Source organism: Mediterraneibacter sp. 210702-DFI.3.120 (assembly GCF_020561005.1).
Classification (GTDB): Bacteria; Bacillota; Clostridia; order Lachnospirales; family Lachnospiraceae; genus Mediterraneibacter; species Mediterraneibacter faecis.
Genome location: NZ_JAJCNG010000024.1, coordinates 32,621 through 58,106 on the forward strand (window position 1 = coordinate 32,621; position 25,486 = coordinate 58,106).

Genomic DNA, 25,486 nt, shown 5'->3' on the forward strand with positions numbered 1-25,486 from the left:
TCCAGGACAGCACATGTAATTTTAGCGAAAAGTGTCTTATTCGGAATATATTTTGACAGATATTCCAGAAGTTCCTTTTTTTACAACTCTGTTTGTATCAACTAAATGCTGTTTGATTTGTTCGCACGTTTCGTTCATCTGCTCTAACTCATGCTGAAAAGCCTCTTCACTTGGAAAAGCATCTTTGGAAGCAATCAGATTTTCCTGTAATTTTTTTGCTTTAGCGAATTTGGCAAGCCGATTGTTGATTTCCGGGTGTTTGAAGCGAATACAGATTGTATCAGGAAGCAGATTCCCGTCTGTATCCTTTTCTCCGTCAATTTCCATATCTATTTGTTCGTCCATTTTGAAAAGTAAGGTAAGGACATCAGAGGCTGTTTCTATATCAAAGTCCGTAAAAACGTTAATGCTTACACCTAAAGCATTGGCAATTTTCAAAAGCTGATCGGGTTTTGGATTCCGGCTTCCTAATTCATATTTACGGATGGTTGTGCCGTCTATGCCAGCCATTTCTCCTAACATATTTTGTGAAATTCCCCGAATAGTTCGGAATGTCTTTATTTTTTCACCTACAGTCATAGGATAACTCCTTTACAATTGAAAATATAAAATAATAGGGACATTTGTATTCTAACATATTATAAGTAAATAAGCAAATAAATCTCGAATAATATGTTGACAAGGGACAAAAGTACCTGTATAATAAAAATACATTAGAGGGACAAAAGTACCTACGAAAAACAAAGGAGGACAATGTATGGAAAAATCAAAGAAGATGTATGTGACAGCAGAAGAAGCGGCAGAAATGCTGGGAGTATCAACTGGATATGCTTACAAGATTATCCGAGGGTTGAATGAAGAATTAAAAGCGAAGGGCTATCGAACGATCTGCGGCAAAGTTCCAACAAAATATTTTGAAGAAAAGTTTTACGGCTTGACCGTAACTGCGTAAGAAAGGGGATAGAGTTTATGGCAGCAACAAGAGATGGGAAAATGTGGCGTTGTCAATTTTATTATAAGGACTGGCAAGGTGTGAGCCGCAAGAAAAACAAAAGAGGTTTCAAAACAAAATCAAAAGCTGAGCAGTGGGAAAGGGATTTTTTGCAACAACAGCAGAAAGATTTGAACATCAATTTTGAGAATTTTGTTCAAATTTATTATGAAGATATGGAGCACCGCTTGCGTGAAAATACTATGCGGACAAAGAAATTTATCATTGATTTGAAAATCATTCCTTATTTTAAGAAAAAGAATATGAGTGAAATCAAAACTTCGGATGTCCGGGCATGGCAAAATGCATTGATGAAAAAAGGATATTCAGAAACTTATCTGAAAACGGTTAATAATCAACTGGCTGCAATCTTCAATTATGCAGTTCGGTATTATGACTTAAAGGACAATCCTTGCAGGAAAGCCGGGAGTATTAGGAAGAGCCATGCCGGAGAAAGAGAGTTTTGGACGAAGCAGGAATTTAAGCAGTTCCTTGCAACCGTTGAAGATAAGCCGGAAACGAAAATGGCATTTTTGCTTCTCTACTGGACAGGCATGAGAATAGGAGAATTACTGGCATTGACTTATAAAGATATTGATTTAGAAAAGCGGACAATTTCGATCAATAAATCATATCAGAGGCTGGATGGGAGGGACATTATTACACTGCCTAAGACACCTAAAAGTAAACGAATTGTGACGATTCCACCTTTTCTGGCAGAAGAATTACGGGAGTATATTTCACATTTATATGGAATTATGGCAGATGAAAGAATGTTCCATTTTACAAAGTCATATATGGAACATGAAATTATCAGAGGTATTAAGGCTTCTGGTGTAAAAAGGATACGCCTGCATGATTTACGTCATTCACATGCTTCTCTGCTTGTGGAATTGGGATTTACACCCCTTGCAATTGCAGAAAGGCTGGGACATGAGAAAATCGAAACAACATTAAACACTTACTCTCATTTATATCCAAACAAGCAGGGGGAACTTGCAGATAAGCTGGAAATAGAAAACAACAAGGAGGGAGAGAATGAGCGGAGTTCATAAATACCCAACAATCAGCTTTCGTATTTCTCCCAGAGAAAGGGAAGAAATTGAGGCGAAGATTTTTAGTAAGCGGAATGTCAAAAAAGGATTATTTTGTACGCTCCTGTATTTATAACAGGGTGTGCGTGGTTGGCAGGAAAGAACTGATTTATCAGTTGGTAGAAGAATTAAAAATCATGCAGACAAATATCAGAGAAGTAACAGAACAGTTTGAACAGAAAGAGGTCACATTATCCTCAGAGGGCTTGCAGGATATGAGAAATGACTGTCTGGATATGCTTAAAGCAATTCTTTGGATGTTGAACGGTGCAAAATATTTATGGCAGGACGGAAATGAAAAAAGCCCTGACAGCGGCAACTGTTAGGGCTGTTATAACTGGAAAACCTCTGTTATCAATATTCGCAAGTTAAGTATAGCAGAGGTTGATTCCGCGGACAATGAGAATTTCAAAAAATGGAGGACATTATGGAAGAAACAAGAACAGAATTACAGATGATTAAAATGTCGGAAATACAGTCGCAGGAGGTGGCGTGGCTGTGGTTTCCGTTTATCCCTTATGGAAAGCTGACGATTGCACAAGGTGATCCGGGGGACGGTAAGACAACGCTTGTGCTGAACATAGCGGCGAAGCTGTCAAAAGGCGAGGGGCTGGACAGCGAAATGAAGCTGACGGAGCTGCTGAATGTGATTTACCAGAGTGCGGAGGATGGGCTTGCAGATACGGTTAAGCCCCGTCTGGAAGCGGCAGGAGCAAATTGTGAAAATATTTCTGTTATTGACGAGAGCATAAAATCGCTTTCCATGATAGATGAACGTCTGGAAGAAGCGGTCATAAGGACAAAGGCGAAACTGCTGATTTTAGACCCGATACAGGCGTATCTCGGCGGTGGTATGGATATGAACCGGGCAAATGAAGCAAGGGATATGACAAAGAAGCTGGCGGCTCTGGCGGAGAAATATCAATGTGCCATTGTACTTGTAGGGCACATGAACAAAGCGGCTGGAAATAAGGCGGCATACCGGGGCATGGGTTCCATTGATTTCTTTGCGGTGGCAAGGAGCGTTCTGCTGGTCGGCAGAGTGGAGGGAGAAGCGAATATAAGGGCGGTAGTTCAGATAAAAAACAATCTGGCGGCGTTTGGACACCCGAAAGCCTTTGAGTTATCGGAGGACGGTTTTCACTGGCTCGGGGATTATGAGATTACCGCAGATGAAGTGTTAGGAGGCATTGCTCCAAAAGCAAATAAACTGGAGCAGGCAAAGCGTCTGCTTAGGGAACTGGCAGAAACAAACAATATCATGCAAAGTAACGAGATTTTTAGTTTTGCGGAGGAACAGGGAATATCCAGACGGACATTAGAAAATGCCAAAAAGGAATTAAATATCAGAGCGAAGCGGATAAACAATAGCTGGTATTGGGAGTTGAATAAATCAAATTAGAATAAAGTAACAACGCAACAATGCAGAGTATATGGAATTTGCGGACTTGCTATCTGCAAGGTTGCAAAAAGTATAGACATTGCGTTGTTGCGGTCTTGTAAATTCAGTAGAGGAGGATGGTTATGATAAAACAACCAGAGTGGGGAACCCAGAATGTGAATAAATATTTTTATGAAAGTGAAGCCCGGAGAATCGCTGACCTCAATGAAATCTTCGGAGAGGTAGGATTGACTGCTGATGAAGAAAGGATATTGATATGGCTTGCCGGATGGGATGAATATACGATAGAAAATGTGCTATCGGCTATCCGAAAATCTATGGCGGCAGAAGCAAAGAGGCTGGAAGCCGCCCGTCCGTAGGACGAAAAAAGCCTCCGGCAGGACGCAATGGCAGCTTTTGATGGACGGAACGGCTGTCAAAAGTGCTTTTGCGTTACTTTCGACGAAAGTAACAAAGCTATGTGCCATATCCGGCACTGATTAGCCCTAAACAGGGAGAAAGGATAAAGATTGGAGAGGACAATTAGCGGTATGATGGGGAAAGGTTCTATAAATCATAATACAAGAGCCTTCAGTGCGAAAAATGTGGATGTGGAACGAAGTATTTATAATGTGGAATTTTGCCATGCAGAGATCGAAGAAGTTTATCACGAATTATTTGATGAAGCTTTGGAACGGTATAATGCGAAGCAGAAACGAAATGACAGGAAGATTGATAATTACTACGAAAAAATCCGGCAGGGCAAGCAGGAAAAGCTATTCTATGAAGCAGTTTTTCAAATTGGAAACAAGGATGATATGAATGCCAAAAGTGAAGAAGGAGAACTTGCAAAGGAAATCCTGATTGAATTTATGAAAGATTTTCAGAAGCGAAATCCATATCTTCATGTATTTTCTGCTCATCTGCACATGGATGAGGAAACGCCACACGTTCATGTAGATTTTGTCCCAGTTGTTTGTAACAGCAAGCGTGGTCTTGATACCAGAGTTTCCTTAAAGGGAGCATTGGGAGAACAGGGCTTTAAGGGCGGTACAAGGGGAGCAACGGAATGGAATCAGTGGATAGAATCAGAAAAACAGGAAATTGCCCAGATTATGGGGCGGTATGGAATCGAATGGAAGCAGTTGGGAACTCATAATAAACACTTATCAGTACTTGATTTTGAGAAGCAGGAACGGGCAAAGGAAGTTGCTGAATTGGAGCAGGTAATTTCTGACAGTAAGGGAGAACTGAATCATATTCTTGATCAGCAGGCTGTGGTGGGACAGGAAACGGAACAGATCCGGCAGGAGGTATCCGAACTTTCAGAAGCAAGCAATTTATTGAAAGAGCAGACTGCAACGTTGGCGGAGGATAAAGAAAAACTGTTATTTGATAATGAGAAGCTGGAAAAGCGACAGAAAAAATTAGAAACAGAGATTGAGAAGATGGCTCAATCTAAGGCAACACTGGAAAGGAATATTTATGCTTATGATGAGGAAGAGAAATGGCAGTTGGCAGAGCCGAGGACACTGATGAGTGCGAAGGCATATAGAGATAAAAAGGCTTTGCCGCTGGTAGAGAAACTGAAAGAAGTAATCAAGGCACTGACAATTAAATGTGTTCAGCTTACCGAACAGGGAAAGAAGTTGGCTGCTAAATCTGAACGACAAGAAGAAAAAATTAGCCGTCTAACAAACCGAATCATGGATCAAGAGAATGTGATTGATAAATTACAGGAAAAAACAGCAGATTTGGGACGATTAGAGCGTTGTCTGGGAAAAGAACAGGTGCAGTCAATTATAGAGCAATCTAAGGCTTTAGAGCAAGCAGAAAAGGCAAATCAACACCCGAAAAGAGTATTTGAAATGGGCAGATAGGAGGACTGGTGCAATGACAGATATGGAGAAAAAAGTTATGGTCCGTCTGTGTGCGAAAATTCTTACAGAAACAGATTTATATGATACAGATATGGAAGTTCAGAATTTAATAGATTGGATATGTGTATCAGAGCAGATAAAATCAAATAACAATGAGATACGCAGACTGACTGGAGAATATAAGCGGATAGAGCCAGAGTGCCGGGAGGGGGTGAGGGAGCAACTGGAACGTATGAAAGTACTCTGTAAAGAACGAAATAGTCTGTATGAGAAGCAGAATGATTTGCGTGGAAAGAAAGAGAACATAGAACGGTCGTTCCAACGATATAAATAATGGGCATAGAGGGGGCTATGTCCATTATTTATGTAGAGAAGTGTATGGTGGTGTGTTATAATCAAAAAAGAAAAATGAAATCAAGATTGGTTTAAATGATGATAAGCAAATAGTAGAACGAAAGATAAAAATTAAGATTATAAAAAGATAAAGGAGTAAAATTGAATGAAAGTATGGCATATTACGAAAGAAGTAGGTTATGGAGGAAATTTGCTTTATAGTATAACAAATAATGCGAAAAAAATACCAGAGCCTCTTCCATGGATTGATCCATCTATTAATTGTTTATATAAAGAAGCTGTATTATCATTTATGGTAGGTAATTATGATAGTGCATTAACAGATTTATGTTTGTTGATGGAACATGTGTTAAGAGCAGCTATTTTAAATGATACAGATTCAGGAATGCAAAGAACTGATTCAGCAACACAGTTAAATAAATATGGTTCGTTATCGGATGCTATTCAGGAAGCAAAGGATACATCTTTAATGGATGGTTGTGATAAGGAATGGTGGGATGCCGTATCAAGAGTTATAAGGAATAAATCTGCACATTATATTCTGCCTGTATTGTTAAGGAGATGTGCTCAAGAAGAGAAACTTCGTAAATATATTAACAAATATGAACTTCCAGAGAATAATTCGGAATATTGGTATGAAACACATTTAACAAATTGGGGAGCATTTTATCATGGTGCAGGTGGGGAGCTTGTTGAAGGTTTTTTACAAGATGTAACTAAAGAACTCAAAATAGTGATAGCAAATACAAAGTGGCAGGGAGATGAATCGTGGTGGATTTCGTTAAAAGAACAGTATGAATCTTTTTTTTCGTATGAATGGAGTATTGAAAAATTAAAATACAGTTTTGAAAATGCTACAAAAAATTTTGGCAGCATTGGAAAATAAGAAATCAGGAGAATGTCTATGGAATTCCCAAAACAGTTAAAAGATCAGGTATATAAATTATTACAAGAACCTACACTTGATAAATTTAGAGAATTTTTACATGCCCAGACGGGAGAACATAATGCTATTGATTTTAAAAGCCAATGGATTGAAAATGCCGCTTTAGCAAAAGAAATATTGGCATTGGCAAATTCACAAGGTGGTTTCATTGTATTTGGCGTGTCAGAAAATGAGGATAAAAGCATACGCATTGATGGGTTGCCAGAAATCAAAGACAAGGCAGTTGTATCTAATGGCATAAAGAATTTCATTTCGTCAAATTTGAAATATGAAATTTATGACTTTTCATATAATACATCCGAATATGAAGCGTTAAATGATAAAAAATTTCAAATGTTAGTTGTAGAAGATGTACCATAATATATTCCTTTTTTATCAAGAAGGGAAAGTGGTTCACTTAAACAAAATATGATTTATGTTCGTAGAGGAACATCTTGCGAGATCGCAAACGAAGAAGAAATACAGGTAATGCTTAACAGACGAATGAAGTATTTACATCCATTGAGCGGTGAACCACTTCAGTTGGAAGAACATCTAAAACAGTTAAAAATTCTTTATGAAAAGATTGAAAAGAACCATATATACTATCAAAATGGTATTTCAACAGGAATAAGTTCTTTTTTACAATCAATTACTCAAATGGTTATGAAAGGGGAAAAAATAGTAGAACCGAATCCATTCTATCCTGACGAGAGTTATGAGCAATTCGTTTCAAGGATGATTGTTGAAAAAAAGAAAAAGATTGAAAGAGTATTAGATTTATACTAACGGATTAACACTTATTGTCAGAATAAAATATTATATAGTTCTTTGATGGATATATTTACATGGTGCTTGCACCATGTGAGTAGAGTGAACAAAGCAAAATAGAAATTTTGTCTGGCTCTATTTTGGCTCTAAAAATTTGGACTGGCACAAATAAGAGAGCATTTTTTAAAGAATACGGATAATAAAATCACTAAAATTTAGAGAGATACAGCCAGTTTATGTTATCCGCCGAGGAGTTTGAATAGTTGAAGCTGAGCTGTAAAGCCTTTGTTTACAAGGGTTTTACAGCTTTTCCTTTATAGGATTGCATTTTCATTGCATTATTTTTCTTCAACTGTTCTGTGATAGATTGCTGTATGTTGATTGCTGGTATAATTAGCAATGCTTTCAGTAGCAGATTGTACTTGTAATATTCCAGTCAGCTTTTTAGCAACTTCAAGATTCGTATTTGGATACAGATGACCATAAGTGCCGAGTGTTGTCTGTATTTTTTCATGTCCTAAACGTTCCTTGATAAGTAAAGGATTTTCGCCCATGCTGATAAGCAATGAAGCGTGTGAATGTCGCAAGGCATGAATTTTAATACGATGAACACCTGCTAAATTTGACAACTTTTCCAAAGCTCTGGGAAGCGTTGTTTTACTGGTTGGAGTTCCGTTATAACTTAGTACAAGTGGACAATCGGGAAGAACCTGTTGCTGAACACTTTGCCAAGCCTTTAGCTCATTGAGTGTATCTGAATCAATATAAATAGTACGGATACTTGCCTGTGTTTTCGGCTCAACGAATTTATAGTCCGTCATTGTTCGGTAATATAATGTTTTGGTAATGCTAAGCAAGCCTGTTTCAAAATCTATGTCTGACCAATGTAATGCTGACGCTTCGCCAATTCGCATACCAGTCATAAATAATAACCAGAACGATATAAACAGATAATGTTCATAATAGTCTTTCTTACAGAGTAAGGAAATAACCTTTTGAAATTCTTCTAATGTCCAGAAATCAACTTTGGTTTTCTTGCTTTTGATATTGCCTATCATACGAGAAGGATTTTTCTTCGCAATTCCAAGAACAATAGCTCTGTCAAATGCGATAGAAAGTATTCCCTGTACGATACGAATGTAATTAGGGCTAAAATCTTTTGCAAGTTTCAACTGCCAGTTTTGAACATGGATAGGTTCGATTTCGTCTGTTTCCATTTTGTAGAAATAGGAAAAGTGTTTCTTGATGATAGTAGCACGATTAAGATAAGTGCTTTCTTTTACCTGTGTTTTATACCATGGCAGGTAGGTTTCTTCTATAAATTGCTGAAAAGAAACGCCATCTTTTTTTGTTGTTAATTCTTCGGTAGAAGCTAAGACCAGTTTTGAATATTCTTCCTTTGCTTCTTTTTTCGTTCTGAATCCACTTCGGTATTTCTGTATCTGTTTTCCGGTAATGGGATTGTAGCCTAAATTAGCTCTGAAATAATAAGTTCCGTTATCTGCTTTCTTAATAGGGTCTTTTGCCATGATTTCACTCCTTACATGATATGCAAGAAGTACAATCAATCGTTTGTGTCTGATAATGTAATCCCTAATAATTTGCTTATGTGCGATAAAGAAGTAATAGAAGTGTAAAAAATTTTGCCGTTCCTATCCGGTGTTTCGCGATTACGTCGGATAGGTCGGGCGGTTTAGGCTTCCGGCAGGTCTATCTTGCCGACGAAGCTGTAATAAATCTCTATGTCCTGTCTGCGGGTGCCGTTCTCGTCATAGCTGCACTCATGCACCACGATTTTCTCAACCATTTCCCGCAAGAGGGTAGGGGTAAGTTCTTCAAAAGCAAGGTGCTTTTTCACAATCCCCATAAACTTCTCCGCGTTGACGGTGGCTGCCTGTGACTTGTCAAGCTCTGCCTGTAAACCGGCGGCGCGCCCTTTCAGCTCCGCTTGCTCGGCTTCATAGTCTGCCGACAGCTCCATAAAACGCTCGTCGCTGATTTTCCCGTTTACGTTGTCCTCATACAGACGCTTGATAATACGGCTGATTTCGGAAATGCGTTCCTGCGCCTGTTCAAGCTGCTTGGTCGCTGCGGCGGTCTTTTTCCTGCCGCCGATTTCGTTCTGCTGAATAAGCAGCTTTACAAATCGGCTCTCGTGTCTGGCGGCGTATTCCGTCACTTGCCGGAGATTGGAAAGCACGCCCGCCGTCAAAAGGTCGGTGCGGATAAAGTGCGCGGTGCAATCCTTTGTCCGCTTCTTGTAGCTGCCGCAGATGTAGCAATCCTGTTTCCGCTTGTCGGTCTGGTATCTCTGCTGATAGAGGACGCTCCCGCAATCGGCGCAGAACAGCATACCGGAGAACAAGCCCACTTCATCATAGCGGTTTGGGCGTTTGCGCTGCTTGCGTAGCTCCTGTACGCGCTCCCACGTTTCCCGGTCAATAATCGGCTCGTGGTGGTTTTCAAAAATCGCCTGTTTCTCAACGGGGTTTTCTACACTGTGTTTGACTTTGTAAGAAGGCTTCTCTGTCTTGAAGTTTACCAGACAGCCGGTGTACTCCCGATTTTCAAGGATATGTGCGACAGTATTTGTCGCCCATTTACACTCATAGCCGGGGTGGTAACGGCGGGTGCTGCCCGTCCTGCGGTATTCCAGCGTCCCCGGCGTGGGGATTTGACGCTCGGTAAGCATACGGGCGATTTTGGTCGGTCCGTTTCCCGCAAGGCAAAGCTGGTAAATAAGCTGCACCACCGGCGCAGTTTCCTCGTCTATGATGTAGTTTTCTTCCTCGTCCATGAGGTAGCCGTACACCGGCTTGCTGGTAACAGGTTTTCCGCTCATGCCTTTCGCCCTCTTTACTGCCTTGATTTTCTTGCTGGTATCGCGCACCAGCCATTCATTGAATAAGTTCCGCAGCGGGGTAAAATCGTTGTCCGCCCCCTCGCCCGCGCTGTCCACGTTGTCATTGACAGCGATAAACCGCACGCCTTTTTGAGGGAACAGCATTTCCGTATAAAATCCCACCTGCAAATAGTTTCGCCCTAACCGGCTCATATCCTTGACAATGACGGTGCCGACTTTCCCGGCTTCAATGTCCGCAAGCATAGACTGAAAACCGGGGCGGTCAAAGTTCGCGCCGGAGAAACCGTCGTCGGTGTACCAGCGCAGGTTTGTAAAGCCGTTCTGTTTCGCGTAGCTCTCCAAAATCCGCTTTTGGTTGGAAATGGAATTGCTCTCGCCTTGTAGCTCGTCCTCGTGGGATAATCTCGGATAAAGGGCGGTAATGAGGTTTTGGGTGGTCTGTCTTAACATAATATCCTCCGTTTCCGACAGCCAGCCCCACTATTCCGTACTTTGATTGTACCATAGGGGGCAGCTGTCTGTATAGCGGCAAAAGTGTCAAATCTGCTTCTTTATCGTCGGTAAAAATGCTGATTTTGAGGTAGCGGCTTCCGCTTCCAGCACCCGCGCCATTTTGTCGGCGGCGGTTTCGGTGCTGTTCTCCTTGAAAAAGCCGGACACGATAAGGACAGAGTTTCCCATGCGGATTTCCGTCACGCAATCCGGGCGGCGGGCGGTGCGGTCTTGCTTTCGGCTATCGGTCATAGGCAGTTCTCCTTTCCGCTGTTCATCAGTTCCTTTAACCGTTCCATTTTGGCTTGCGCCGCTTCCTTTCGGAAGTTCTCCCCGGTACAGCATACCGGCGCGCACATCTCAATCAGCCGGTCATAAATCCGGGCGTGTGCGGTGTCCGGCGGGTTTTGCAATTCCTGTAAGGTCAAGTTGGTTGTGACAATCAGGGGCTTTCCGCTGCGGTAGCGGCTGTCTATGACGTTGTAAACCTGTTCTAAGCCGTACTCGGTGCCGCGCTCCATACCAAAATCGTCAATGATAAGCAGCGGATAGCGGCAAAGGCGGGAAATGTATTCGTTCCTGCCCTCGAAGCTGGCGGCAAGGTCGTTGAGGATAAGGGCAAAATTCGTCATGCGGACGGGGATTTCTTTCTCCATGAGGGCGTTGGCGATACAGCCCGCAAGGTAGCTCTTGCCTGTGCCGACGTTCCCCCAGAACAGATAGCCGATTTTATCCGCTTTCATTTGCTCCCAGTGGTCGGCATAGAAACGGGCTTTCTCTGTCTGCGGGTTTCTGCCGTTGTCGTTCTCGAATGTCCATTCCCGCATGGTCTGGTCGGTAAAGCCCCGTCGTTTCAAATCCTCCACCGCTTCAAGGTGGCGGCGGCGTTCCTCGGCGGCTTCCCGCTTTTCACGCTCTGCCCGCTGGCAGTCACATTCTTTCGGGTGTCGGTCACGTCCGAAGATAACCGCCTTATCCGGCGTGAAATAGTTTTCTTTCGCCTTATGGCACTTGCCGCAGTATAAAAGCCCGTCCGCGCCGGTGTAGTCGTCCAGCTCCGGGGCGGCTGCCATAGTATCTATCACATTCTTAAAAGCATTGTTCATAAGCTCTCGCCCTCCTTGTAGGAATAATCAGGTATGCCGCCTTTCCGCTGTCTGCCGTTCTTTCCCCGGTCTTTGGTTATCCAATAGCGGATAGTGGCGGCGTGGTTTTGGTAATGCTTCCCGCTGGAAGCCATATAGCGGGATAGCCGTTCAATGTAGTCCTCATAGTCTGCCGGAAATTCCTCTTTCAGCTCGTCCAGCTCGGCTTTTGTAAGGCATACGTTTTTGTATCTGCCATAGGCGGGGGCGGGCGGTGTGTCCGGCTGTCCGTTTTCTAACTCTCTCTCTATTTCTTTCTCTATCTCTAACTCTTTCTCTATCTCTATCTCTGGTGGACAAATGTCCGCTTGATATGGTGGACATTTGTCCGCCCCTGTGTCCGGCAAGGCTTTTTGCGCCTGTAAAGCCAGCCTTGCGCGCCGTTTGCGCTCCCCCTCGGTAGAGGACTGACCGATAAGCAGTTCAATGTTGCTCATATACAGCACACCATTTGCCAGCGGCTCCACAAGCCCCAGCTTCATAAAGATTTGTAAGGCTTTCTCAACGGTGCCGACTTGCTGGCGGGTAACGGTGGCAATCATCTGGGCGGTGTAGGGGATATGTTCGTCAAGCTGCAATTTCCCGCCGTTTTTCAGGGATTTCAGGTACAGCTTCAAGAGAATGTTGGAATACAAAATGCCGTCCTGCATACTCTCCAGCAGCACAATCGCGTCGTCGTCAAAGTAATTCTCTTTTAATCTCAGGTAATAGTATCTTCGGTTATCTGCCATGTTCCGGCTCCTTTCTGGCGCGCTTGGAGAGGAACGGCGGACACTCGATAATGGTCGCCCGGAAGCTCTGTTTACAGGTGCGGCGGCACTTGCGGCAAAGGGGGTTGTAAGTAATGCGGTTGCGCTCGTTGAGGAAAAAAGCCCATTCCTGCTTGCGCTTCTTGCTCATTCTCGGCATAGCGGCTCCTTTCTGCCGTTCCCGCCGGTGTGACGGGACAGGCGGTTTTTTGTGTATAGTTTCGGTGTCATTTTCGGGGTTTTTCTGCCCTGTAAGCCCCTTGAAAATGCTTCAAGGTATTGCGGATAGGGGAAGCCCCGGCAAGCGGTTTTGTAGGTATTCGGTAACAGTTCGGGGCGGTCTTTATCGGTCTAACTCCTGCCGCCTGCCGCGCTGCGGCTCACTCCGGCGTAACATCTGGTCGATATTCCGCTTGACGGTCTGAAGCTCTTTGACGCGCTCTTTCTTCTCCCGGTACTCGTTATAGCTTGCATTATGCCGGACGGTAAGCCGTTCAATCTCGGCTTGCAAGGCTTTCCGGTTGGGGAGCTTGGTTATCCCATGCGCCTTGAAATATCGGGCGGCGGCTTCGGCTATGATAAAGTCGCTCTCATTGTGCTGCCGGTAGGCGGCGCGGGCTTTCTCGGACTTCATCTGTTTCAATCCCTCGCGGGTGGGCTTGGTCTTGGCGTATGCAAGCACTTTCCGCTGTAATTCCTTTTTCTCCCATAGAGTGGTTTCCAGCTCTTTCAGCTCCGCGCTCAATGTGTCAAACTCCCCATAGGCGGCGGTAAGGGCTGCGTCCAGTTCCTCCGGGGAAGAAAAGCCGTATTCCTGATAGACGCTCAATGTCTTTGCCGCTTGTTTCAAGTTGTGGATTTTCGCCCACTGTTCATAGCCCCGCCCCTTGCCCTCGGACAGCTTCTTTTGAATGTCAACAAGCCGTTGCACGCCGTCTTGTTTCGGGGCGTTTTGGCGGGCTTTTGCCACCTGTAACCGGCTTTTGATACTGTCGGGGTATTCCTCTATGGCTTCGGGCTGCGGGGCGGCTCTGGCGGCGTTTTGCTCCAAAACGGCAAGGACGGCGGCGCGGTCAAAATCATCGCCCAGCTTCCGGGCTGTGATAGGCTTCGTCCTGTCCGGCGTGAGATAGGATAGTCGCCCCCGGCTCTCCTTGACGCTCACACCCTCCCGCGACAGCAGCGCGGAAAATTCCTCATAGCTGGCGGCGGTGGCAAGGGCTTTTCGTATGGTCTGCCGCAGCCTGTCCTTGTCGGTATCAAACTTGGTCTGCCGGGGCGTGATACCGTCCGCAATCATAGGGGCGTTCTTCTCGTCAAGGGCAAGCTGTCCTTTCTTCCGCGCCCAATATTCTCGGTCGGTTATGCGGTTTTTGCTGCCGTTCAAGAGGTCGATTTGATAAAGCCCCTCCCGGTGGCATAGCTCCATAACCTCGGACTTGAAATAGCGCATAGCCGCGTCGGTACAGCGGTGCTTACAGCCCTCCCTTGTGTCCGCCGGACGCTCCATGTAGGGCAGGAACGGAACTTCCTCAATCCGCAAGGAATTGATAACGATATGCACATGAATGTTGCCGCTGTGGTTGTGTCCGTCCGCGTGGGTACATACAAGGGCTTGGTGTCCGGGGAAATGTTCTTTACAAAACCGCTCGCCCAGCTCCTGCGCCCGGTCTGCGGTCAAGCCGTTGTCGGTGCCGTCGCGGGGGTCAAAGCTGATGATGTAGTGGTGGCTCTTTACGTCCTCCCGTTTCTGGTTTTTCCCATAGCGGAGATTAGCCCGCATACAGGCAACGGCGAAATCCTCCCCGTTACAATTCAGCGCGGACAGCCGGTAGTCCTCGCGGGGGATAAGCCGCCCATTTTCATCAAAGACAGGCTTCATGGTAAATTCGTCGTGCTGGAATAACAGGTATTGCTCGGCGGCTCCATAGTCGGCATTTTTAGAGCTGATATGTTTGAGTATCGCCAACGGCTCCACCTACTTTCTGCAAGACTTCATACTTGAGGGCGGCAAGGTCGGAAATGGCGGCGCGTACTTCGCTGGATAAGGCGTTGTAGGGTGCGCCGTACTCGTTCAGGCAGCGGGCTATCTGGTTAAGGTTGCCGCCGATCCGCCCGTACTCGGCGGCTAACCTGCCGACAGCGGCCAGCAATTCATCATTGACGGCGGACACATGGATAACCGGGCGGATAGTCGCCCGCCGGATAGCCTGCCGCAAAAACTCGGACTGGCTGATACCATAGGGGGCAAGCCGTTCTGTAAAGTCGGCGTATTCTTCCTCGGACAGCCGGGTTTTCACAACGCGGCTGCGGTGGGGCGTGTTGTATCTCTTTTGCATGGTATGACCTCCTTTCGATTTGAAAAAATGCGCTTAACTATAAGCCGTTTCCGGGGCGGAAAAGGGAAAAAGAATATCCGCCGGACGGAAATTTTTTTGCGGCGCAAGCCGCATAAGCAGGGTTTGGGGAAGGCACTCCCCAACAAGTTTCCCGCAGGGGCAAAAGGCGCGGTAAGCGAATTTTGGCACTGTGGTAGAAACTTGCTCTTAGAAACTGCCGGATTGCGCGGTGTGGGGCTGCTTTCAATACCTTTAGTGCCGCTAGCGGGAAATTTGCCAACTCTGCGGCGATATTTCCGGCTCACATACTACCCACCTGCAAAGGGGCGGTTTGTTGCACTCCGGCTTTCTTTTCGTTCATAGAGCGAATAAAAGAGGGGATTTGTCCCGCTTCTCCGGCGTTCCCAGTAATAGAGCGAATGAAAAGGGGCTTTCTGCCCGCTGGCGGCTATATTTTTCTTTCACTACCTACAACACCAGAAAAGCGGAAATTGACGGTCATTTTCAAAAATTTCCTCTTTGTTTTCTAATACAGGCGGAAAAGGAAAATGCCAAAGATAAGCGTAAAAAAAGCAGCAAATCTTTTTCAAGACTTACTGCTTTCGTGCCGTTCTCCGGCGGTTATTCTTTTGTCATGGGCTGCCTGTCCATACGAAACTTGAACAATGCTTTTAACAGCGTTTCTGTTATGTAGTCCTCGGCTTCCCTGTCATTCTGCCCGTTGATACGGGCGGCACAGCGTATGTACTTCCTGTAATACCGCAGGACGCGGCTGACGGCTTCCGGCTCCCCGCCGGTGGCTTGTACGATTGTTTCATAGGGGAGAAGTTTCTCATTCCTCATACTTCATGCCCTCCATTTCCTCGTAAAGCCGCCCGATAGACTTTCGGATATGGTAGCCCGCTGTGCTGCGGCTGCACCCGTACCGTCTGCCGATTTCATGCTGTGGAATACGCTTGAAAAAGGATAGGTAGAGCATTTCCCGTTCCCTCAAAGGCAGACGGGAGAGGGCGGCGGCAAGCAGCCTGTCATAGAGTATGAGCGTATCGCCGCAGACGGTAACGGGATATTCCCCGCTGAAATAATCATCTGTTGTACTGAATGGATAAAACTTTTCTTCTGTGAGGTATTCAAGGGATATTTCTCTTTGGTATTTCCTGCGCCATGTACGCAAGGCGTTGTACTTGGCGTTGCGGATAACGACTTTACAAAAAGCATGGAATGTGTACTCGATATGCTCCTTGTATTCTTCTGTGCAAGCCATAGAAATGCCCCCTTTCCTCAAAGGTTTGTGCAAGGTTGACGGGCTGCATTTATAATAAACAGGGGCGGCAGCACTTGGGGCTGTCGCTCCTTGTCTACCCATCAGCGGAAACAGGCGGGGCTGTCAACGGCGGGCATTTATGCCTGTTCAGCTTGCCCGTTGACTGCTTCGGCTGGTTGCGCTACCCGCTGCGGGATTACATTTATCTACCGTTAATCTGATAACGATTGTATGTGAACTTTCCAATCAAAGCGAAAATTACAGTCAACACCAAATATACAATCGGTGCATACTGATAAGCCGCTAAAGGGCTACCACCTACATGAAACATAGAATAACGCAATGCTCCATTTAATGAGACAAGGTTACTCGGAAGCAGATACCATATTTCAGAAAGAAGTTTGAGATTTGCAGGCATTTCCATAATGAACATGGTAACAAGGAGAATACCTGTTATAATTCCAATGGTAGCAATACTATTTTTTGTTACCTCCGATAACATCATAGTAAACGCGCTAATCAATACAGTTCCGGCAAAGGACAATCCAACTAAAATCAAAGCTGCCTGTCCCACAGTAAGATTAAACGGGCGCAATAGGACAAATTGCAGTATTGTATCATACCCGTCAAATCCATACAGAAAAGCAATTATCCCTAACATAAGCAGGGAAAGGAGTATCGTAAATCCTATACCTACTGTCAATCCTGCAAGGATTTTTACAGTATATAATTTCTTCTTTCCAAGATGGGTGCATAGAATTATTTGGTCGGTTCTCCGGGTATGCTCTACGGTAAATACCGTTGAAAGACAGATTACAATAAACATGATTTCCATACAGGCAATTAACTTCATCATATCTGTAATTTGCCGCCACCCGTCAAAATATCCATGATAGACAATCGGCTCATCAAACGAAATGCTTTCGGTCAGCCCTGTGGGGATATTTGCTTCTAACTGTGCATTTAATTTTTCATAAAACGTTTCGCTGTCACATTCTAATATTTCTGCACTTGCCTGTGTCCCTAAAGTCTCGCCAATGAGATTATATACATCTAAGTACGGAAGTGCTTCTTTGTAATTCCCATTAAAAATAAAATTCTCATACGCAGGGCGCATTTCGTCAATCAGTGTTTGATTGATTTCTCTACCGGAAATTTGTTCCGCAGCTTCCTGCTCTGCCCGGTTTGCTACATATCCATTTAAGGAGCTGTCGGAATACTCCCTATTCTGTGGAAGTATAGCACTTGCCACGCCCCAAATAAGAAGCCCCACAAGTAGGAGACCGCCTGTAATCCAGACAATTTTCCTGCTGATTATTTTTCGCAATTCAAATTTATATAGCGTAAACATACTCACTCCTCCTCAAATTCATCAAGGTAAAATTTCTCTAAATCGTCAATTTCATCAGCAGAACCATTATATATAATCTGTCCTGCTTTCATCATAAGAACTGTATCTGCAATATGCTCAACATCTGATACAATATGGGTAGACAATAAAACGATACTTTCTTCTCCCAAGTCCTTAATCAGATTACGGAAACGCACACGTTCTTTCGGATCAAGCCCGGCGGTCGGCTCGTCTAAAATGATAATCTTCGGGTCATTCAAAAGTGCCTGTGCAATACCAAGCCTTTGTTTCATGCCTCCGGAGTAGGTTGCAATTTTCTTTTTGGCTACGCCTGAAAGACTTACCAATTCCAAAAGTTTTTTGGCTTTTCGTTTTGCTTCTGATTTTGTAAGACCTTTCAAGGATGCCATGTATAAAAGAAAATCCATTCCGTTAAAATCCGGGTAATAACCGAAGTCTTGCGGAAGATACCCAAGTTCTGTCCGGTATTCCTCGGAAGATACGTCCATTTTGTCAAAAGTAACTGTACCGCTTGTTGGCTTCAAAATACCGCAAAGCATACGCATAAAAGTAGTTTTTCCCGCACCATTAGCCCCAAGCAGTCCATAGACACCGTTTGTCAGTTGCAGACTTACCCGGTCAACGGCTATTTTGTTTCCATACTGTTTTGTCAGTCTGTCAATGCAAAGTTCCATATAAATCCCTCCATTTTCTTAAATGTATGGTAAAATTCTTTTGCAGTAATTCCCAACAAGAATAAGGCTACTACTATCCACCACACCAAGTAATTTGCCTGAAATAAAAAGCCTACCATATAGCGAAGTGTCATATTTGCTCCGCTTACAAAAACAGCTACCGCCATACACCCATAAATGATTTCTTTATTACGGAAACGCCGTACAAGATACAGGCTTATACTTGTTGTCAACAGGTACGGAACGAACAAATATACACTTGTCTGCATAAAAGAAATACTGTTTGCGACATGACAGATTGGGATTATGACACAAAAAATCCCAAAGTTAAAAACACCCAAGATAATCAACCTTGCCAGGACTACGCTCTTTAAAGAAAACGCGGAAGACATTTCCAATTCATTCATGCCATATATGGCGGATTTTGTGCTTTCAGCAATAAGCAGCAATGCAAGGAAAGGAGTAAATGCAGATACAATCCATACCGTATTTTCACTTGCAAAAGAAGCCGCCCATGCTATGGGCAAAAATATCAATATTGACATCAGCCATACGCTTTTCTTGATAAAGTGAATTTGACTACATATAAAGGTTTTGGTACTGATATGTGGGCGGGGCAGAGAATGGATAAACTGAATCTTGCGCTCCGGCATGGGTGCGTCAAACGATTTTGCTATTTGCTTTTTCAGCTCTCTATTCATCTGAAAATCCTCCTTTCTGTAACTCTGTTTTAAGATGTTTTAATATCCTTGAAATTTTGCGGTATATGGCAAAACGGGAAAGCCCTGTAATCTTGCATATAGAAGCTATGGAAATTTCACTCGCATATCGAAGCAACAGCAATTCCTGTTCATCTTGTGGAAAGTTGGAAATGAGATTTTTCATTGCAATACTGTTTATCCATTCTTCCGTTGGGTCAAAGCTCAATTCCTCGTTTATTTCACATACTTTTTCCTTACTTCCTTTTCGGTATTCTTCAATACATAAATTACGGGCAATCGTATAGAGATAGGGAAGGTCTTTGTCGCCATCAAGACTTAACTGCTTATTGAAAAACCGCAGAAATGTTTCCTGCGTTATATCCTCTGCTGTTTGACAATGGCGAACTTTGAAATAACAGTAGCGATATATTTTGTCATATTGTTCTTCCAAATCCATAGCGTTCAAGACCTCCTTTCACTATGTATAACGGTTTACACACATCAAATGTGCGGCACTCTCTAAATTTTTTTGAAAATCCTCAAAAAAATGGCGGCAATATAGCGTTTACGCCAGATCGCCGCTGCTCAATACTGTTGCATATAGGATAGCATAAATCTGTGAATATTTCTACTGTGTTCTCATAGACCGGAATAGTGTGGGGCAGTCTGTTTTTGTCTTATTTGTTTCAGCTTCTTTATGTAACATGAGTATTCTTCCACGGCTTCTTTGGGTACTCTGTCCAATTTACGGGATTGGTAATAAGTATGCCCTTTTTCAATCATAAGTTTTTTTGCTTTTCTTATGATGTCTGCCGATGTCCACTCTTCAATGAATTATCATACGAATATATCTTCAATACTTTATAATTCAAGAGTAATAATAAGGCTATTGGCATGTACTTTTGCAACAATATTTCCGCCAAGAATGGCAACAAGTGTTTTTACTACCGCAAGTCCCAATCCTGTACTTCCATTATGTCTTGATTTATCGCCTGTATAAAAACGGTCAAAAAGTCGATTGCAATCAATTTCTGAACTGTCACTCATTGGATTTTCAATGGTAAATATAATATTATTATTTTCTTTCTCCATAAGTGTTATTTTTATCGTTCCAACAGAATACTTAATTGCATTTGCCAACAGATTTTGTAAAATTCGTTCTACCATATTTTTATCAGAATATACGTATATTGAATAATCTGGGAGATTTATTTCGGGTAAAATATTCTCCTTTTCTAATGCAACGGCATTTTCCGTAATTAAATTTATTAACATATTAGATATATTAAACTTTTCTTTTTCTGGAACTGTCTGCTGTTCCTCCAAAATAGAAAGGTCATAGAATGTTTCTACCAATTCTTTCATTTTTTCGGCTTTGCTAAAAATCACTTTTACACGCTGTGCTTGACTGGATTCCAAATTTTCTTTTTGCAATAATTGTAAATGACCAAGAATGACTGTAAGAGGTGTACGCAAATCATGTGATATATTAGCAACAGATTCTTTTAAATGCTCTTCATTGCGTAATACGCCTGCAACAGCCTGTCGTTGTCTGATATTATATTGATTCAATATACCAGCCAGTCTTTCTAAATCTTTATCAATCAACGAAATGTCTAACATCTGCTGTGAATTTCCAGAATTCAATTCATTAACTTGATCCGCAAGATTACGGATTTGTTTTTTTAATTGAATATATCGAAATAGCAGTATTACTAAAAATATTGTTATGATAATTAAAATCCATTCTATGTTAGACATTTTCTCCACCTATTTAAAATCACATTTACAAAATTTTATCCACGAAAGCAATACTAATATACCAGACCATATACATCCTACTAAAATAGCTATCGGTTGAAAAAAGGTTTTCATGCTGACAACGATTCTGATTTGATAAGTAGGTAAAAAACCGACTGGTAATCTCAACATCATTCCATAGCCAAGATATAAGCTAAGACCAAAAATAATAATTGCTGTAACCGAAGTTGCTTTTACAGCATCCTGTAAATAGCAACAAATAAGTATTGCAATTAGAAATATCGCACTATTAAGCAGACAAGAATAAATGATTGCTTTTATAATATTGTAAAAAAACATTCCCACGTCTGCAACACCAAAGCGTCCAAATTCCCTTATGCACCCTGAAACTGGATAGACAAGAGCCATAAGATTAAAAGCAATTAAATACGATATTATTTTACTTGTAAAAATTTGTTTTCTGGAATGTCCAGCACTGACCTCTAAGTTTATTGTTCTCTTAGAAAATTCCTGTCCTAAAATCAATGCAAGTATAGCCGACATGATGATAAGAAGAAACGTAGAATCATACACCATTCCATTAAAAATATCAGCAAGAGAAGAAGCAATTTCTTCTGTCGATCCCATGACCTCTGTAACATAAGTATCTGCTGTAAAAAATCCTAAAATAAATATTCCAATCATACCACACCAGTAAATAGAATTATGTAACAACTGATATTTTTCCAGTTTTAATAATTTATCCATAAAAAACACCTCCGGTTATTTCAAGTCTGTATGTAAAAAAGCACTACCTGCAATGAAATATAAAATAAAATTCCATAAAAAATCTACAAACAAGCAAAAGTTTGTCGAATAGACCTTTTGCAATGAAATTAACCTAAGTTGTCCCATTGGTATTATTCTGCTGATTATTTGTGCAGATTCACTGTTCAGCAAAAAAATCATAACAAAAAATAAAACCATTGAAACTGTCAGTGTTTTCCCCATATCACGAAAAATAAAAGCAAAAAACATCGGTAATGCACACAGTGTTATCATGGCAAACAGAGTTAGTAAAACCATAGTATATGTGCAATCATTCCAAAAAAGTTTTTCTCCAATATAAAATTGACTAATAATTCCATGTACAAATAATGGAAATACCAGAATGATAATACAACCTATTTGAGATACAATTAACTTTACTCTAAATATAGAACTTCTTTTATGTCCGGCAGTAATATAAGTATTTAAAGTTCTTCCACTAAAATCACTTCCAATGAACAATGCTATAAACACTATAATCAAAAAATAGAGTAACGGAATATTGTATAATGATGCCATAATTAAGTTTGAAGAGCATTCTTTACTATCTAACAGCAATATGCTACTTAAAAGGAGATTGAATATTCCAATTCCCCAAAAATACCAACTGTGAAACAACTTATATAACTCAGTTTTTAGGAGATTTGACATCTTTTGTTCCTCCTATTTTGCTCAAAAAATAGTCCTCCAAAGTATCGCCAGATACAGAAAGTCCTGTTACAAGAATGTGCGATTCTGCCAAAGCAGACGCAACTGTCTCTAAATCATTCAAATAATCATACAAACGAATTATGCCATCTGGCATTAGTTTAAAGTTATCTGTATGAAGATTCTCTTCCAAAACCAGAACCGTTTTCTGAACATCTGTTGTTTTAATAGCTATATGTCGTTTACAACGTTCATTTAATTCATAATCAGAAATCTCTTCTATAATTTTTCCATGGTCAATCAGAATAAATTCTGATGCTGTTTGATACAATTCTTCTAAGATATGGCTTGAAACCAAAATGGTCATACCATATTCTTTATTCAAAATTTTTAATAAATTTCTGATTTCTACAATTCCAGCAGGGTCAAGACCATTGATAGGCTCGTCTAAAATCAATAGTTCTGGTGTATTTAAAAGTGCAATCGCTATCCCCAATCGTTGACGCATACCTAATGAAAAATTGCGGACACTCTTTTTACCTGTATCTTGCAATCCAACCATATCTAATGTCCTTTTAATAACTGATTTATCTGGTATGCCTCGTTGAATACGCTGTACTTCCATATTTTGATAGGCAGTCATTGACGGGAATAGAGCAGGCGTTTCAATCATACTTCCAATTCGTTTACGCTGTTTCTGCAATTCTTCTGTTCCAGAATTTCCCCATAAAGAAAGTGTACCACTTGTTGGAAACGCAAGCCCTGTGACTAATCTTAAAAAAGTAGTCTTACCTGCTCCGTTTTGACCAATAAATCCATAAATTTTTCCTTTTTTTATTTGTAAATTTATGTGGTCTAATGCTAATGTTTGTTTATATTCTTTGGTTAAAGACTTTGCTTCTAAAATAATTGAACTCATATCCCAAACCTCCTTTACTTAAACCAGTATAACGGGCAATTTTAAAGAATTTCTTAAATGGTAATGAGAAAAGTTAAAAAAATAATAAAGCTAAGGAACGTTAACCCTTAGCTTTATGTAGGCGGTAACCAATGCCCCAAACAGTATCAATAAATTCTGTATCAGAGCATATCGCTTTTAATTTATTGCGTAAATTACTGATATGAACATTAAGTGTATTATCTTCAGCAATATATTCTGTATCCCAAACACTTTGAAAAAGATTCGATTTTGAAAATACTTTATCTGGATATTTCATCAACAATTCTAAAATGCCAAATTCTTTAGCGGTTAAGGATAATTCTATTCCATTCAAAAATGCTGTATTTTTCTCTAGGTCTAAAGTCAGATTGTTATATTGCAAACATTCTGTCTGGCTATTTTGAAATTGTACTCTTCGCAGATTACTTTCAATTCTGGCAAGCACTTCTTCCATATCAAAAGGTTTTGTGATATAATCGTCTGCTCCTAGACGAAGCAAGTCGATTTTATTTTGTGTAGTTTCTTTCGCTGAAATAATAATAACAGGTATCGTAAATTTCTTGCGTACATCAGATAAAATAATATCACCACTCCGATAAGGAAGCATAATATCAAGTATAATCAAATCAATTTTTTCTTTATTCAAAAAATCCAGAACATGAAGTCCATCATATTGGCAATGCACAGCATATCCTTTTTCTTTTAGAAAATCAGCCAATAACGCATTTATTTCTAAATCATCTTCAATAATCAATATTTTATTCATTAGCCTACCTCATTCCTGCAATGCTACTTTCCCATTATACATTTAAGGTTGTATTTCCTCAATACCATTGCAACCAATTATATGAGAGGGATTCTTATTTTGTCAATCTAATTGTAAGCAGAATAGTATAGATTGGATAAACAATTACCATACTACTCTGCTGTAACATTTATTCTACAATCTTCCAGTTATTGTCCTTATGAAGCACAAGCTCATACTGTGAGATTTGCGTCATTTTCGACTTGTTATCCAGATACTTTACGGACACGCTGACTTTGAGGTTGTCGCCGTCTTTGGTAAAGACAGGGTTTACCAGTTCCGAAAATACATAGTCGCCGGATACAGGAGCAAGCACACCGTCTTTGACATAGTAGGCAAGTTCCTTTTCCGTAGCTGTCGGATAGAGCTTAAAGAATGTTTCCAAGAAAGCGGTAGCGTCCTTAACTGTGTCGTAGCTGACACTGACATCGGCTTCCTGTGCTTTCGGTTCATACTTTGATTTCTGCACTGCCGGAGCAAGTGTAGGATTCTGGGTAATGACCATTGCACCGTCCTTATCCACATGAACGGTCACGGTATAGTTTTCTGTGACTGCCTGTGTCTGTTCTCCCTCTTTTACCTGCTGATCTACTTCGTAGGCAACGGTAAAATCGTCCGTTCCAGACTGCTTTACATTCCAGACCAGCACATTTGTAACGGTCGCACTGGTTGGTATGTCCGTTCTGATGGTATCGGCGTTCAAATCCTGTAATTCTTTGGTAAGGTATTTACTGATTTCCATTGTCCTTGCTTCAATGGCTTCCTTGCTTGTATCCCATACCGGTTAGTGTAGAAGGATACGGATTAGTTTATAATAAAGAAATTTTTAAAGATGCGGGAATCGATGCCTCTACATTGACAAGCTATGATGCGATAGATAAGGCGTTTGCTGATCTTCAGAATCAGATTGATTCTGGAAAGTTAAAGGACAAGTATCCACAGCTTGAAGCTGTTGAAGAATATGCTGCAAAGGAAACTTGGATTCCAGGACTTCATACGTTGAATGCGCCTTTGGCATGTGAGTATTCAAGTGCAACAGAATTAAGAAATTCAGATCAACTTGGTTTGAAATATGCAGATTCATTAAAGGCTCTTCTTGATTTGGAAACAAAGTATACTACATCAAAAGATGATCTTTCCAAACTAAATGCAGTGGATTATTCAAGTGAAATCGGAGGAGGTCTTGCTATCGAACGAGTTGCGGTTGTACAGCAGGGAAATTGGATTGGACCAGAATTGAGTGGAATTGATGAAGAGGTGGCAAATAAAATGGGAATTCTTCCGATTCCGTTGAAAGGGGTAAAAGAAGATTGCATTCCTACAGGAATCTCCATTTATTGGTGTATAAACAGCCAGTCAGGTGATAAAGAAAAAGAAGCATCTAAAGAATTCTTAAAATGGCTGTTTCAGTCTGACGAAGGTAAACAGATCGTTGTAAATGACTTTGGTTTTGTTCCGGCATTCAACAATTATGATGATGTTGAAATCACAGATACGTTGTCAAAAGAAGTAAAAAGATATATTGATGAA

General features: G+C 41.6%; 32 protein-coding genes and 2 pseudogenes. 12 read left to right on the top strand and 22 right to left on the bottom strand.

The genetic code is table 11. The features are described 5' to 3' along the window. Positions 1-36: 36 nt before the first annotated feature. Positions 37-579 (bottom strand): helix-turn-helix domain-containing protein, encoded by a 543-nt coding sequence (locus LI162_RS12245; RefSeq protein WP_227156742.1) that lies wholly within the window; start codon positions 577-579, stop codon positions 37-39. 178 nt (positions 580-757) lie between these two features. Here LI162_RS12245 and LI162_RS12250 point away from each other — a divergent pair, with 178 nt between their 5' ends. The 10 genes and pseudogenes from LI162_RS12250 (at position 758) to LI162_RS12295 (ending at position 7,414) form a co-directional block, all read left to right on the top strand. Then, complete coding sequence (locus tag LI162_RS12250; RefSeq protein ID WP_227156743.1) at positions 758-952, top strand: helix-turn-helix domain-containing protein; 195 nt, start codon at positions 758-760, stop codon at positions 950-952. Positions 953-969: 17 nt separating this feature from the next. Beyond that, entirely contained in the window at positions 970-2,046 is a 1,077-nt protein-coding gene (locus LI162_RS12255; RefSeq protein WP_227156744.1) for a site-specific integrase, read from the top strand. Further along, a pseudogene (locus LI162_RS12260) lies at positions 2,030-2,411 on the top strand (plasmid mobilization protein). The gene LI162_RS12255 and the pseudogene LI162_RS12260 overlap by 17 nt, the downstream one beginning before the upstream one ends. Positions 2,412-2,512: 101 nt before the next feature. Then, positions 2,513-3,487, top strand: a complete 975-nt coding sequence (locus tag LI162_RS12265; RefSeq protein WP_227156745.1) for an AAA family ATPase — start codon at positions 2,513-2,515, stop codon at positions 3,485-3,487. A 122-nt stretch (positions 3,488-3,609) separates the two neighbouring features. Next, positions 3,610-3,846 (top strand): hypothetical protein, encoded by a 237-nt coding sequence (locus tag LI162_RS12270; protein WP_227156746.1) that lies wholly within the window; start codon positions 3,610-3,612, stop codon positions 3,844-3,846. Between the two features lie 171 nt (positions 3,847-4,017). Then, positions 4,018-5,346 carry a plasmid recombination protein gene (locus LI162_RS12275; RefSeq protein ID WP_227156757.1) on the top strand — a complete coding sequence of 443 codons (1,329 nt, stop codon included), beginning with the start codon at positions 4,018-4,020 and terminating at the stop codon, positions 5,344-5,346. Positions 5,347-5,359: 13 nt separating this feature from the next. Continuing rightward, positions 5,360-5,680 carry a hypothetical protein gene (locus LI162_RS12280; RefSeq protein ID WP_227156747.1) on the top strand — a complete coding sequence of 107 codons (321 nt, stop codon included), beginning with the start codon at positions 5,360-5,362 and terminating at the stop codon, positions 5,678-5,680. 165 nt (positions 5,681-5,845) lie between these two features. Then, positions 5,846-6,586, top strand: a complete 741-nt coding sequence (locus LI162_RS12285) for a hypothetical protein (RefSeq protein ID WP_227156748.1) — start codon at positions 5,846-5,848, stop codon at positions 6,584-6,586. A gap of 18 nt (positions 6,587-6,604) precedes the next feature. Next, positions 6,605-7,006 carry an AlbA family DNA-binding domain-containing protein gene (locus LI162_RS12290; protein ID WP_227156749.1) on the top strand — a complete coding sequence of 134 codons (402 nt, stop codon included), beginning with the start codon at positions 6,605-6,607 and terminating at the stop codon, positions 7,004-7,006. Between the two features lie 48 nt (positions 7,007-7,054). Next, positions 7,055-7,414, top strand: a complete 360-nt coding sequence (locus LI162_RS12295; RefSeq protein WP_227156750.1) for a hypothetical protein — start codon at positions 7,055-7,057, stop codon at positions 7,412-7,414. A gap of 320 nt (positions 7,415-7,734) precedes the next feature. On the opposite strand, the gene LI162_RS12300 is transcribed toward LI162_RS12295, so the two are convergent. The 13 genes from LI162_RS12300 to LI162_RS12360 all read right to left on the bottom strand — a co-directional run bounded on the left by LI162_RS12300 (position 7,735) and on the right by LI162_RS12360 (position 18,563). Further along, the gene (locus LI162_RS12300) at positions 7,735-8,925 is read right to left on the bottom strand and encodes a site-specific integrase (RefSeq protein WP_227156751.1); all 1,191 of its coding nucleotides are present in this window, start codon (positions 8,923-8,925) and stop codon (positions 7,735-7,737) included. A 164-nt stretch (positions 8,926-9,089) separates the two neighbouring features. Beyond that, positions 9,090-10,709: a recombinase family protein gene (locus tag LI162_RS12305; RefSeq protein WP_227135304.1), complete on the bottom strand. Its 1,620-nt coding sequence runs from the start codon at positions 10,707-10,709 to the stop codon at positions 9,090-9,092. Between the two features lie 87 nt (positions 10,710-10,796). Further along, the gene (locus LI162_RS12310) at positions 10,797-11,003 is read right to left on the bottom strand and encodes a transposon-encoded TnpW family protein (RefSeq protein ID WP_227135305.1); all 207 of its coding nucleotides are present in this window, start codon (positions 11,001-11,003) and stop codon (positions 10,797-10,799) included. Further along, positions 11,000-11,857, bottom strand: coding sequence for an ATP-binding protein (locus LI162_RS12315; protein ID WP_227135306.1), 858 nt, complete (start codon positions 11,855-11,857; stop codon positions 11,000-11,002). Before LI162_RS12315 ends, LI162_RS12310 begins: the two co-directional genes overlap by 4 nt. Further along, the gene (locus tag LI162_RS12320; RefSeq protein WP_227135307.1) at positions 11,854-12,627 is read right to left on the bottom strand and encodes a phage replisome organizer N-terminal domain-containing protein; all 774 of its coding nucleotides are present in this window, start codon (positions 12,625-12,627) and stop codon (positions 11,854-11,856) included. The genes LI162_RS12315 and LI162_RS12320 overlap by 4 nt, the downstream gene beginning before the upstream one ends. Beyond that, positions 12,617-12,805, bottom strand: a complete 189-nt coding sequence (locus LI162_RS12325; protein ID WP_227135308.1) for a hypothetical protein — start codon at positions 12,803-12,805, stop codon at positions 12,617-12,619. The genes LI162_RS12320 and LI162_RS12325 overlap by 11 nt, the downstream gene beginning before the upstream one ends. Positions 12,806-12,988: 183 nt before the next feature. Next, positions 12,989-14,614, bottom strand: coding sequence for a relaxase/mobilization nuclease domain-containing protein (locus LI162_RS12330; protein ID WP_227156752.1), 1,626 nt, complete (start codon positions 14,612-14,614; stop codon positions 12,989-12,991). Next, positions 14,586-14,984 (bottom strand): plasmid mobilization protein, encoded by a 399-nt coding sequence (locus LI162_RS12335; RefSeq protein WP_227135310.1) that lies wholly within the window; start codon positions 14,982-14,984, stop codon positions 14,586-14,588. Before LI162_RS12335 ends, LI162_RS12330 begins: the two co-directional genes overlap by 29 nt. A gap of 621 nt (positions 14,985-15,605) precedes the next feature. Further along, positions 15,606-15,827, bottom strand: a complete 222-nt coding sequence (locus LI162_RS12340) for a helix-turn-helix domain-containing protein (protein ID WP_227135311.1) — start codon at positions 15,825-15,827, stop codon at positions 15,606-15,608. After that, positions 15,817-16,248 carry an RNA polymerase sigma factor gene (locus tag LI162_RS12345; protein WP_227135312.1) on the bottom strand — a complete coding sequence of 144 codons (432 nt, stop codon included), beginning with the start codon at positions 16,246-16,248 and terminating at the stop codon, positions 15,817-15,819. Before LI162_RS12345 ends, LI162_RS12340 begins: the two co-directional genes overlap by 11 nt. A gap of 202 nt (positions 16,249-16,450) precedes the next feature. Next, positions 16,451-17,599, bottom strand: a complete 1,149-nt coding sequence (locus LI162_RS12350) for an ABC transporter permease subunit (protein WP_227135313.1) — start codon at positions 17,597-17,599, stop codon at positions 16,451-16,453. A gap of 2 nt (positions 17,600-17,601) precedes the next feature. Further along, complete coding sequence (locus LI162_RS12355; RefSeq protein WP_227135314.1) at positions 17,602-18,294, bottom strand: ABC transporter ATP-binding protein; 693 nt, start codon at positions 18,292-18,294, stop codon at positions 17,602-17,604. Continuing rightward, positions 18,270-18,563, bottom strand: a complete 294-nt coding sequence (locus LI162_RS12360; protein WP_227156753.1) for a hypothetical protein — start codon at positions 18,561-18,563, stop codon at positions 18,270-18,272. Before LI162_RS12360 ends, LI162_RS12355 begins: the two co-directional genes overlap by 25 nt. Positions 18,564-18,600: 37 nt before the next feature. On the opposite strand from LI162_RS12360, the gene LI162_RS12365 reads away from it, so the two are divergent. Further along, a complete protein-coding gene (locus LI162_RS12365) occupies positions 18,601-18,867 on the top strand; it encodes a hypothetical protein (protein ID WP_227156754.1) in 267 nt (88 codons plus the stop codon). Between the two features lie 120 nt (positions 18,868-18,987). Here LI162_RS12365 and LI162_RS12370 read toward each other — a convergent pair whose 3' ends face one another. From LI162_RS12370 to LI162_RS12405, 8 genes and pseudogenes are all read right to left on the bottom strand, one after another. Further along, positions 18,988-19,452, bottom strand: a complete 465-nt coding sequence (locus tag LI162_RS12370; protein WP_227135316.1) for an RNA polymerase sigma factor — start codon at positions 19,450-19,452, stop codon at positions 18,988-18,990. 182 nt (positions 19,453-19,634) lie between these two features. Next, positions 19,635-19,826 (bottom strand): DUF3173 family protein, encoded by a 192-nt coding sequence (locus LI162_RS12375; RefSeq protein ID WP_227156758.1) that lies wholly within the window; start codon positions 19,824-19,826, stop codon positions 19,635-19,637. A 30-nt stretch (positions 19,827-19,856) separates the two neighbouring features. Then, positions 19,857-20,756 (bottom strand): sensor histidine kinase, encoded by a 900-nt coding sequence (locus LI162_RS12380; protein WP_227156755.1) that lies wholly within the window; start codon positions 20,754-20,756, stop codon positions 19,857-19,859. A gap of 9 nt (positions 20,757-20,765) precedes the next feature. Further along, positions 20,766-21,503, bottom strand: coding sequence for an ABC transporter permease (locus tag LI162_RS12385; protein WP_054752124.1), 738 nt, complete (start codon positions 21,501-21,503; stop codon positions 20,766-20,768). A gap of 15 nt (positions 21,504-21,518) precedes the next feature. After that, on the bottom strand, positions 21,519-22,082 hold the full coding sequence (locus LI162_RS12390; RefSeq protein WP_227156756.1) for an ABC transporter permease: 564 nt from the start codon (positions 22,080-22,082) through the stop codon (positions 21,519-21,521). A gap of 109 nt (positions 22,083-22,191) precedes the next feature. After that, positions 22,192-23,130, bottom strand: a complete 939-nt coding sequence (locus LI162_RS12395) for an ABC transporter ATP-binding protein (protein WP_035403278.1) — start codon at positions 23,128-23,130, stop codon at positions 22,192-22,194. A gap of 100 nt (positions 23,131-23,230) precedes the next feature. Continuing rightward, positions 23,231-23,917 carry a response regulator transcription factor gene (locus tag LI162_RS12400; protein WP_117498795.1) on the bottom strand — a complete coding sequence of 229 codons (687 nt, stop codon included), beginning with the start codon at positions 23,915-23,917 and terminating at the stop codon, positions 23,231-23,233. A gap of 169 nt (positions 23,918-24,086) precedes the next feature. Beyond that, positions 24,087-24,734: pseudogene (locus LI162_RS12405) on the bottom strand (conjugal transfer protein); the annotation flags it as partial. Here LI162_RS12405 and LI162_RS12410 point away from each other — a divergent pair. Next, positions 24,734-25,486, top strand: a 753-nt coding sequence (locus tag LI162_RS12410; protein WP_416389050.1) for an extracellular solute-binding protein, incomplete at its 3' end; no start/stop codon positions are given. The pseudogene LI162_RS12405 and the gene LI162_RS12410 overlap by 1 nt on opposite strands.

Excerpts from the sequence above, each read along its gene's own strand:
- LI162_RS12245 (WP_227156742.1), bottom strand. The coding sequence starts at position 579 with ATGACTGTAGGTGAAAAAATAAAGACATTCCGAACTATTCGGGGAATT.
- LI162_RS12250 (WP_227156743.1), top strand. The coding sequence starts at position 758 with ATGGAAAAATCAAAGAAGATGTATGTGACAGCAGAAGAAGCGGCAGAA.
- LI162_RS12255 (WP_227156744.1), top strand. The coding sequence starts at position 970 with ATGGCAGCAACAAGAGATGGGAAAATGTGGCGTTGTCAATTTTATTAT.
- LI162_RS12265 (WP_227156745.1), top strand. The coding sequence starts at position 2,513 with ATGGAAGAAACAAGAACAGAATTACAGATGATTAAAATGTCGGAAATA.
- LI162_RS12270 (WP_227156746.1), top strand. The coding sequence starts at position 3,610 with ATGATAAAACAACCAGAGTGGGGAACCCAGAATGTGAATAAATATTTT.
- LI162_RS12275 (WP_227156757.1), top strand. The coding sequence starts at position 4,018 with ATGATGGGGAAAGGTTCTATAAATCATAATACAAGAGCCTTCAGTGCG.
- LI162_RS12280 (WP_227156747.1), top strand. The coding sequence starts at position 5,360 with ATGACAGATATGGAGAAAAAAGTTATGGTCCGTCTGTGTGCGAAAATT.
- LI162_RS12285 (WP_227156748.1), top strand. The coding sequence starts at position 5,846 with ATGAAAGTATGGCATATTACGAAAGAAGTAGGTTATGGAGGAAATTTG.
- LI162_RS12290 (WP_227156749.1), top strand. The coding sequence starts at position 6,605 with ATGGAATTCCCAAAACAGTTAAAAGATCAGGTATATAAATTATTACAA.
- LI162_RS12295 (WP_227156750.1), top strand. The coding sequence starts at position 7,055 with ATGATTTATGTTCGTAGAGGAACATCTTGCGAGATCGCAAACGAAGAA.
- LI162_RS12300 (WP_227156751.1), bottom strand. The coding sequence starts at position 8,925 with ATGGCAAAAGACCCTATTAAGAAAGCAGATAACGGAACTTATTATTTC.
- LI162_RS12305 (WP_227135304.1), bottom strand. The coding sequence starts at position 10,709 with ATGTTAAGACAGACCACCCAAAACCTCATTACCGCCCTTTATCCGAGA.
- LI162_RS12310 (WP_227135305.1), bottom strand. The coding sequence starts at position 11,003 with ATGACCGATAGCCGAAAGCAAGACCGCACCGCCCGCCGCCCGGATTGC.
- LI162_RS12315 (WP_227135306.1), bottom strand. The coding sequence starts at position 11,857 with ATGAACAATGCTTTTAAGAATGTGATAGATACTATGGCAGCCGCCCCG.
- LI162_RS12320 (WP_227135307.1), bottom strand. The coding sequence starts at position 12,627 with ATGGCAGATAACCGAAGATACTATTACCTGAGATTAAAAGAGAATTAC.
- LI162_RS12325 (WP_227135308.1), bottom strand. The coding sequence starts at position 12,805 with ATGCCGAGAATGAGCAAGAAGCGCAAGCAGGAATGGGCTTTTTTCCTC.
- LI162_RS12335 (WP_227135310.1), bottom strand. The coding sequence starts at position 14,984 with ATGCAAAAGAGATACAACACGCCCCACCGCAGCCGCGTTGTGAAAACC.
- LI162_RS12340 (WP_227135311.1), bottom strand. The coding sequence starts at position 15,827 with ATGAGGAATGAGAAACTTCTCCCCTATGAAACAATCGTACAAGCCACC.
- LI162_RS12345 (WP_227135312.1), bottom strand. The coding sequence starts at position 16,248 with ATGGCTTGCACAGAAGAATACAAGGAGCATATCGAGTACACATTCCAT.
- LI162_RS12350 (WP_227135313.1), bottom strand. The coding sequence starts at position 17,599 with ATGTTTACGCTATATAAATTTGAATTGCGAAAAATAATCAGCAGGAAA.
- LI162_RS12355 (WP_227135314.1), bottom strand. The coding sequence starts at position 18,294 with ATGGAACTTTGCATTGACAGACTGACAAAACAGTATGGAAACAAAATA.
- LI162_RS12360 (WP_227156753.1), bottom strand. The coding sequence starts at position 18,563 with ATGCAGACAAGTGTATATTTGTTCGTTCCGTACCTGTTGACAACAAGT.
- LI162_RS12365 (WP_227156754.1), top strand. The coding sequence starts at position 18,601 with ATGACACAAAAAATCCCAAAGTTAAAAACACCCAAGATAATCAACCTT.
- LI162_RS12370 (WP_227135316.1), bottom strand. The coding sequence starts at position 19,452 with ATGGATTTGGAAGAACAATATGACAAAATATATCGCTACTGTTATTTC.
- LI162_RS12380 (WP_227156755.1), bottom strand. The coding sequence starts at position 20,756 with ATGTCTAACATAGAATGGATTTTAATTATCATAACAATATTTTTAGTA.
- LI162_RS12385 (WP_054752124.1), bottom strand. The coding sequence starts at position 21,503 with ATGGATAAATTATTAAAACTGGAAAAATATCAGTTGTTACATAATTCT.
- LI162_RS12390 (WP_227156756.1), bottom strand. The coding sequence starts at position 22,082 with ATGGCATCATTATACAATATTCCGTTACTCTATTTTTTGATTATAGTG.
- LI162_RS12395 (WP_035403278.1), bottom strand. The coding sequence starts at position 23,130 with ATGAGTTCAATTATTTTAGAAGCAAAGTCTTTAACCAAAGAATATAAA.
- LI162_RS12400 (WP_117498795.1), bottom strand. The coding sequence starts at position 23,917 with ATGAATAAAATATTGATTATTGAAGATGATTTAGAAATAAATGCGTTA.